This is a genomic window from Polynucleobacter sp. 39-46-10 (assembly GCF_002282275.1).
In genome coordinates this window covers 1-6681 of record NZ_NCJB01000122.1, presented here as the reverse complement: position 1 = coordinate 6681, position 6681 = coordinate 1, and the positions used below count along the sequence as shown (strand labels likewise).

The following is a 6681-nucleotide window of genomic DNA, read 5'->3' as shown; positions in this document are numbered from 1 at the left end:
CTCGACTGAGTCAACCAAAAGGCGGGCATTGACCCCGCGTAAACCTAGGACCAGCCCTTCTACCGCCTCGCCTTTCCCATCTTTAGTAACGGCGCCGTAGCGAGTGGCTGATCCTAAATGAACCGTGGCTACCTCATCCAGCATGACCGATCTCCCATTTGCTTTGGGGATCTGAATCTTCTTTACATCTTCAAGCTTCTTAACCGCTCCTTCAACACGAACCACTAAGGTCTCTTCGCCTTGATCAATGCGTCCTGCACCATCATTGCTGTTATTAGTCATCACCGCGTTTCGAAGATCTACCATCGTAATAGCGCGAGCAGCCAATCGCAATGGATCAGGAATGACCTCATAAGTCAAAATCTCTCCGCCCAAGACATTGACTTCAGCCACACCAGGAATGGTTCGAAGCTCAGGCCGAATAGTCCAGTCCAATACGGTGCGCTTATCCCTTAGGCTAAAACCTTCACCCTCAAGAGTGAACATATAGATTTCACTTAAGGGAGTGGTAATTGGTGCCAACCCTCCAGTTGCGCCAGGCGGCAGGTCTTTTGTAAATGCATTTAATCGCTCAGAGATTTGCTGGCGAGCCCAATAAATATCTGTACCTTCATCAAAATCAATCGTGATATCAGCAATACCGTATTTAGAAACTGATCTCACAATCCGCTTCTTGGGAATACTGAGCATCTCAATTTCAATTGGACGAACAACTCTCTGCTCAACTTCCTCAGGGGTCATCCCAGGAATCTTCAGAATAATCTTGACTTGAGTTGGCGAAATATCAGGAAAGGCATCAATTGGCAATGTCATCCATGCATGAATGCCAAAGAGCACCAACGCAATAGCCATTGCCAATACGAGCTTGCGAAAATGCAAACTCGTATTAATTAATCTAGTAAACATCACTCCTCCTTCTGCGCAAGCGCTTTCAGAGAAGCAATACCCGTTACGGCGACTTTGACTCCATTAGATAGTGGCGCTTGGATTGAGGCTAAGTCATCGTCACTTGAGATAACTGCCACAGACTGAAGTACGACACCAGTGCTAGATAGAATAAAAATTGCACTTTGACCTTTCCAGCTAGTGATGGCACGAGAAGGAACTTGCCATAGGGTCTTGTCTTGTACTTTTGGCTTCATCTTGGCCTGGATGGTGGCAGTAACAACTTCTCCCATCTGCAAAGTACCACGCTCCTCAACAACCGCCCTTATTCTTGCCGACTGTGAGGCGCTGACTGCCTGGGATACGCCAGTTACCCTTGCTTTTGCATTACGGGAAGCAATCACGATTTCGTCGCCAGGATGAATGCCAAGCGCTTTAAATCCAGATGTATTGATTTCGAGATTCAAAGTAGAAATGTCAGCAATTCTAAAAAGTAAGGTTCCGGTATCTACGCGCTGACCGATGAGATTATGGGCTTCTACTACTGTGCCTTGGATAGGTGACTTTAGAGCACCCGTCGCATAAGAGCTAAATGCCTCTTTGTTTTTTTGATCACCAAAGTTAATGCCTGCAGCCTTTAATTCAGATTGTCTTGCCATCAACATCGCATTAGCATTTTCAGCTTTTGCTTTAGTAATGTTAAGGCGAGATTGGGGAATAATCCCCTCTTTAAATAGCTCGTTATCGCGAAACAAAGCTTCTTTTGCTAAACGCGCATCAGATGTCGCTTCCAATAATTTCTGCCTAGAATCGCCCATCTGGGGGCTAGTAAAGTAAGCAAGCGGAGAGCCGATCTTGACGGGGTCGCCAACACCCACAACCATTTGGCTGAGTTGTCCGGGATATGGCGCCGATAGAATTGCCTGCTTTTCTGGTGGAACTGTGACTGAAGCACTAATTAATACAGAACCTGAATCAACAGAAATTGCTGAAGAGAAATTAACGCCCATAGCTGCCTGTTGATTTGCAGTCAGCTTTAATGACTTAGGTGCAAATTCTTGTGCGTGCAGGCTCCCACTTAAAATGAATGAGAATAGGGAAAGTCCAACTATATGGAAACGAAACATAAAAACCTCTAGAAACACTACCAACTAAATCCAAGAAACGTGAGCAAATCACGCCAGAGAAATTTAGATGGCCAGAGGTGGGGCTAAAGAAAGAGGTAGCGAGCCTTGGGCATGCCTTTGATAAGCGAATCTATCAACCGAGAAAAAATAAATCTGTCGCCCACTAGATGCCGAATAAACAAGGATAAAGAAGGCTAAAGCATAGAAACTTAAGATGATGAGGTCAAATTTTTCACTTTGAAGTGAAGTAGGTACGCCCACTTCAGGAGATTCTTCTGTGGCACTCGTGAGATAGACTTTACCGACCTCAGAGGCATTAGCAGACTCAAATCCAGTGCTTGCAACATGTAGATGAAGGCCAAACTGACTTGATCGTCCGGTATGTGCGTGTAAGAATGGTGTCAGCACCTGCAAAATGATTCCCAGGAACAAAGCAGCTAAAAGAAGAGGTTTTGATCTCAAAAATTGCATGGATTGATTCTACACCTGAGATATTTCAACTGCTTGACCATTGCTCGACCAATCACAAGTTCTGATGAGAATTCTTCACTTTTAGCTAATACACGCCGCTTAATGCCCCCTTTTGCCCAATCTGTTACGTTGACCGGTTGACCCCAAGGCCTTAAGCATAAATCTCACTGCTACTTATGGCGGCGATAAAAAAACCAACCCGAGGGTTGGTATTTTCAGTCCTGGTGGACCCACTAGGACTTGAACCTGAATCTAGGGGTTGAATTCAGAAAGCGCCCAAATTTAAAAATGGTTTTCAATCATCATCTCTGTTTTAGGAATAAATCCTGGCTTTGGCCATGCTGGCCTGATACCCTTGCCAACTACCAACATCGCAGCAATGGCATAGTCTTTAGGTAAATGAATCAACTGCGCAACCTTGTCAAAATCAAAACCAACCATTGGGCAAGAATCGTAACCCATTGCTTTAGCTGAAAGCATCATAGTTTGCAACATGATCCCAGCAGATCGCATTGCTTCATCTCTTTGCAACTGCTCTTTTCCTGAGTAAAAAGGATGAATCCAAGGAACTAAAATATCTTGAGCTTCCTTAGGGGCATTAACCCAATATCTAGCAGGATCTTTTTCCCATGCCTTGATATCAACAGTCACTACAAAGAGTAAGGATGCCTCGGTAACTTGAGCTTGATTGTTTGCAGCTTCACGTAACTTTGCTCTGAGGGTCTTATCAGTAACATTTACTAAACGCCAATGTTGGATATTGAATGAAGATGGCGCTTGCATAGCGAGATCTAACAGTTGGTCAGTCTCTTGCTTAGTAAATTCATGGCTTGGGTCAAAGTACTTCACGGCTCTGCGTTCGCGGATTGCGTCAAATGTATTCATCAATTTCCTCGGAGAGATTTAAACCTTGATCATAAGGTAATCTAAAAAAGACAAAACCCCCACCATTTCTGATGAGGGTTTGCTTTTCTGGTGGGCCCACCAGGACTTGAACCTGGGACCAAAGGATTCTGGTTTGTGCAGCTTTTACTTCTCCCTGGACTACGCCTTCATCATATTGATCGCTCAACTTAGATGGGTGCTGTCTAGCCTCTACCCACAATTACTTTGAGCAGCCTTAATCATTTTTTTAACCTCTAGACTCTCATTAATAGAGTGAATTGTAATTTGCGGATTTTGCTTAATAAAAACACGAAATACTTCATCTGCAAATGCCTGGCCAATTGACTCAACACCCTTAAAATCCAATAGGACAGTCTTAAAACGATCAACGCGATTTAAAATACGCTTCGCCTGTGAGCGCGAAATAAGCTGCCCACCTTCATATAGAGCTAGCTTAACTGGAACAACGGTTTTATTAAACGCGTAATCTTCGTCTTCCGTACCGCTAAAACTATCAAATACTGTACGCAATATTCTTTCTGAATTAAGCGCTATCTTCATGACAACCCTGGTTCCTTGATAACTTTTTTCGTTATGAAGTAGAAAGTCTATTCCCGAACCGTCAGCATGTGTAAAGACTAAATCACCAGAGAAAATAAAGAATTCATCGAAAGCACGGGATGAGAAAAAGATTCCTTGCCCGGTATGCCTACTTGGATCAGTAGTGAGCTTTCCTTTGCTCAACTCCAAAATGGACTCACGTGGATCGTGCAACTTTAATAATCTAGTAATATGGTTAAAAATTCCCTCGCCATTGTCAATGATTGATATTAATACAAAATCGGGCGTTCTTTCTACATGAATATAGACCTCAGTACCTTCCGAATGATCAATGGCGTTGTTGAGCATTTCAGTAAAACCGTAATGACAAATATTGGCAATTTCTTTAGGCAAACCATCAAATATTTCACTAAAGTTACGTGAATAGACTTCAGACTCCTCTAGCCCCTTCAATTTAAATAGACCATCATGAAATCGCTTCACACCCAACTGATATACACGCGCCTTCGTACTGCCGCTGGAAGCTAAAAATCCATCCTTAACTAACGCTGCAAAATGTGCATGGATAGCCTGTCTAGTAAGGCCGAACCTTTCCATTGCAGCATGGGCTAAATCGAGTTGATTTGCTTTAACGCCATCTACCAAGAACTGACGTACTTCTTGGGAGCGTTTTGTATTGGCAAATTTCATATCTATTTTTGTAAAGTTTTAAGAAATTATTGTAAAGTTTTAAGAAATTATTGTAAAGTTTTAAGAAATTATTGTAAAGTTTTTGGCAAGGGATTAACAAGAAACCCTGCATAAACAGTGCTTATACCCACTCTGATGGCTTTTTAACCTTACTCACCGCTAAATCAAACCAGTTTTCTTTAGTAGCAGTCCATATCCATTTGTTATCTCCCTTATAGCGACGTTGCCATACGGCACCATGCTCGTGCTGCTAGAGAGTTAACCTCTTGAATCTATTGAGATCTTTGTTACAAGACCCCTATGGCTTCTTTCTTATGAGAGCAGAAGCCTTGGATAGACCCATTTAAAAAGGTGATCTGCAGTCGGTCAGCGTCAGTGTGTAAGCAAATTCACGAATTTAAAAAAAGTGCTGGCCCACTCTTTGGTTTTCAAAACCAAAGGATTGTTGGAGCAACCATCTAATACCTCGTCGCTCCAAACCGCTTTATGAGCAAGTAAGTGTTAATTTAAGCAACACTCCTTGCGCTTACGCAGTTTGTAGTGTGTTGCATCAACGGGTTGAAATCAAGACCAAAAGCAGAAATTTATCGCAAGGTGGGTAATAAGATGGAAGCGCATAAACCAGATTGATTCTCTTCATCGCTAAATTCAAGCCATACTTCTGCACCAATTTTTTCGGCGATTGCTTTCACAATTGCAAGTCCTAAACCAGATCCACCTTGGCCTGCTCCCAAAGTGCGATAAAACGGTTCAAATACACGATCCCGCTCTTGAAGAGGGATGCCAGGCCCCGTGTCACACACGCTAATGATTACCTGACTACTTTTCATGCAAACTTTGAGATCAATCTGACCATACTCCGGTGTGTGGCGAATTGCATTTGCCACCAAATTCGTGACCATAGCAGTTAAATCTAGCTCACTTACCCATACCAATAAATCCACATGCCCTTCAACGCCGATATCTAAATGCTTAGCCTCAGCAATCGGCATAAGATCTTCTAAAACACGACGAAAGACAGCTTGAATGGAGATAGGATTTTCTGGGCTAAGAGCTGAAGATTGTGCTTTTGCCAAAGTAAGTAGTTGTTCAAGTAAATCTCGATTACGATTTATTCCTTGACGTAATACGCCAATCCTCTCCTGAGCCTCAGGAGACAGTTGAACTTGAGCTATGCGCTCTGCTTGTAAAGATAATGCAGTCAGTGGTGAGCGCATTTCATGAGCGGCGTCGGCAATAAAACGTCTTTGTAAGAGCACAGATTGACTCACTAGCCCTAACAAGCGATTGATAGCAACCATAAAGGGTTGAAGTTCTGAGGGTAAATTAATTTCTTCTATTGAGTGCAGATCTTGCTCAGTACGACTATCGATGTCATTTGCAAGATTTTTAATAGGCTGGAATATCTTTTGCACAAGATAGGCTACGATAAATAAGAGGACAGGAAGCATAAGCAGAAATGGCATTACTGTTCGCAATGCGCTGTCACGGGCGATTTCATCTCTGAAGCTTATGGGTTGTGATATTGCAATACGCTCACCACCATCCATAGTCTTAAGGATGGCGCGATACTCTTTTCCATCAATTTGTAAACTCTGTAGGCCATCGAGCAAAGAAGCTGATATGTTTAGTAATCCAGGCGCATTGCCAAGTTGCTGAATAATGATGTGTGATTCAGCGTCACCTATCTTGTCATGCCTGCCATTACTTAATACGTCTAATGACAATGGTTGCTGAGAAATGAAGCTGGAAACCTGTCGCAGCAGGTCATCTTGAAGTTCATGCGCCTCACCATAGGCTGACTTAAATGCAACAATTCCAGCGATTAGAGCGAACCCTAAAATACAAATCGCTATGCTGAGGGATATTTTAAATTGCAAGGAATCTGTTAAACGTTTTTTGAAACCATCCATCCTACCCCCCTTACATTCTTAATATGCTCGGCACCAAGCTTACGTCGCAGGGCATGGATCAAAAACTCTACAGCATTACTCTCAACCTCTTGACCCCATGCATATATACGATCTTCCAAATCACCTCGAGACAAAATGACACCAGGGCG

Annotated in this window: 8 protein-coding genes; all 8 read right to left on the bottom strand. The window is 42.9% G+C overall.

Features of this window, described 5'->3' with window-relative positions:
* A partial coding sequence (locus tag B7X71_RS10260; protein WP_293600689.1) for an efflux RND transporter permease subunit occupies window positions 1–906 on the bottom strand: 906 nt, incomplete at its 3' end.
* Window positions 906–2012: an efflux RND transporter periplasmic adaptor subunit gene (locus B7X71_RS10255; protein ID WP_293600687.1), complete on the bottom strand. Its 1107-nt coding sequence runs from the start codon at window positions 2010–2012 to the stop codon at window positions 906–908. The genes B7X71_RS10260 and B7X71_RS10255, both read right to left, overlap by 1 nt.
* 63 nt (window positions 2013–2075) lie before the next feature.
* On the bottom strand, window positions 2076–2483 hold the full coding sequence (locus B7X71_RS10250; RefSeq protein WP_293598602.1) for a hypothetical protein: 408 nt from the start codon (window positions 2481–2483) through the stop codon (window positions 2076–2078).
* A 282-nt stretch (window positions 2484–2765) separates the two neighbouring features.
* Window positions 2766–3368, bottom strand: coding sequence for a nitroreductase family protein (locus B7X71_RS10245; protein WP_293598603.1), 603 nt, complete (start codon window positions 3366–3368; stop codon window positions 2766–2768).
* Window positions 3355–3555: a hypothetical protein gene (locus tag B7X71_RS10240; protein ID WP_293598604.1), complete on the bottom strand. Its 201-nt coding sequence runs from the start codon at window positions 3553–3555 to the stop codon at window positions 3355–3357. The genes B7X71_RS10245 and B7X71_RS10240 overlap by 14 nt, the downstream gene beginning before the upstream one ends.
* Before the next feature lie 23 nt (window positions 3556–3578).
* Window positions 3579–4619, bottom strand: coding sequence for a DUF4325 domain-containing protein (locus B7X71_RS10235; RefSeq protein WP_293598605.1), 1041 nt, complete (start codon window positions 4617–4619; stop codon window positions 3579–3581).
* Between the two features lie 584 nt (window positions 4620–5203).
* Window positions 5204–6532, bottom strand: coding sequence for an ATP-binding protein (locus B7X71_RS10230; protein WP_293598606.1), 1329 nt, complete (start codon window positions 6530–6532; stop codon window positions 5204–5206).
* Window positions 6508–6681 (bottom strand): winged helix-turn-helix domain-containing protein (locus B7X71_RS10225; protein WP_293600690.1); only part of this gene is annotated, 174 nt, incomplete at its 5' end. The genes B7X71_RS10230 and B7X71_RS10225, both read right to left, overlap by 25 nt.